Annotated in this window: 2 protein-coding genes; both read left to right on the top strand. The window is 77.0% G+C overall.

Annotation, left to right across the window (positions count from 1 at the left end):
* Window positions 1–616 (top strand): hypothetical protein (locus HGA02_RS19655; RefSeq protein WP_168681087.1); only part of this gene is annotated, 616 nt, incomplete at its 5' end.
* A gap of 43 nt (window positions 617–659) precedes the next feature.
* On the top strand, window positions 660–1299 hold a 640-nt coding region (locus HGA02_RS19650; RefSeq protein ID WP_210728839.1), incomplete at its 3' end, for a YhgE/Pip domain-containing protein.

Below are 1299 nucleotides of genomic sequence, written 5' to 3'. Positions count from 1 at the left end.
GGGCGTCGGCGTGCGCGACGGCTCGCGCTGGCTGGTGCGCGGCCTCGAGCTGAGCCTCGCGGCCCGCACGGTCACGTGGCTCGTCACGCTCGACCCGTTCGCGCGCGACGCGACGGCCCTCGCGCTCGCGGGCCGGCTGGCCGTCGACGAGGGGCACGTGCACGTGGTCGACCCGCGTGACGCGACGCGCCGGTCCGGACGGGCCGTGCGTCGCGTCGTCGGGATCGGCTGGGTGCCGCGCCTGCGGCTGCTCGAGGACCGTGCCCGGGTCGGCGAGGTGGTCCGGCAGGCGCACCGGCGGGCGGGGACGCGGCTGGACGACGAGACGCTCGAGACGCTGCTCACCGACGCCGGCCTCGCGGGGACGGCGGGTCAGGCCGCGGACGACCTGCCGGCGTCGCAGAAGGCGCTCCTGGGCCTCGTCGCGGCGGTCGCGGGCGACCCGCCGGTCGTCGTCGCGCCGTTCCCGTCGGGCTCGACGCAGGACCGCGACGCGATGACCGCGTTCACCGAGAGGCTGGCCCGCGAGGGGTCGACGGTCCTCGTCGTGACCGCGGGCGACTTCCGCCCGCCCGACGCGGGCCCGCTCACGCGCATCGTGGGACGTGCGGCATGAGGGCGGCGCTGCGCTGGTCCGGGTCGTCCCTGCGGCGGGCGGCATGAGGGCCGCGCTGCTCACGCTCGCGCGGTTCGTGCGCGACCGGTTCGCGGCCGTGGTGCTCGTCGGCGTCCTCGCGGTCCCGGCGGTCTACGGCGCGGTGCTCGTGTGGGGCTACTGGGACCCGTACGCGCGCTCGGGCCACATCCCGGCCGCGCTCGTGAACCTCGACCAGCCCGTGCAGACCGACGACGGGAGCGACCTGGCCGCGGGCGACGACCTCGAACGCGTCGTGCTCACGTCCGGCACGCTCGACTGGACCGCGACCGACGCCGAGACCGCCGCGCAGGGCCTCGAGGACAAGACGTACTACGTCGTCGTCACGATCCCGCCGGAGTTCTCCGCGCAGGTCGCGTCGCTGTCGAGCGCCGACCCGCAGCAGGCCCGCGTCGAGGTCCGCACCAACGACGCGGGCAACTACCTCGTCGGCGTGCTCGCGAACGACGCGTCGCAGGCCGTCGAGGGGACCGCGGGGAGCCAGGTGCAGGCGGACTACCTCGACGTCGTCTACGGCCTGCTCGGGCAGGCGAAGGACGCCGGGGGCGAGGTCGGCGGGTCCGCGCAGGAGCTCGCCGACGGGACCCGGGAGGCCGCGGACGCCGCCCGGCAGGTCGCCGACGGCGCCGCGCAGGTCGCGGACG

This window comes from Cellulomonas septica, from assembly GCF_012396155.1.
GTDB classification, from domain to species: domain Bacteria; phylum Actinomycetota; class Actinomycetes; order Actinomycetales; family Cellulomonadaceae; genus Cellulomonas; species Cellulomonas septica.
Note: the sequence above shows the minus strand (reverse complement) of the source record. Positions and strands in the feature narration are given on the sequence as shown.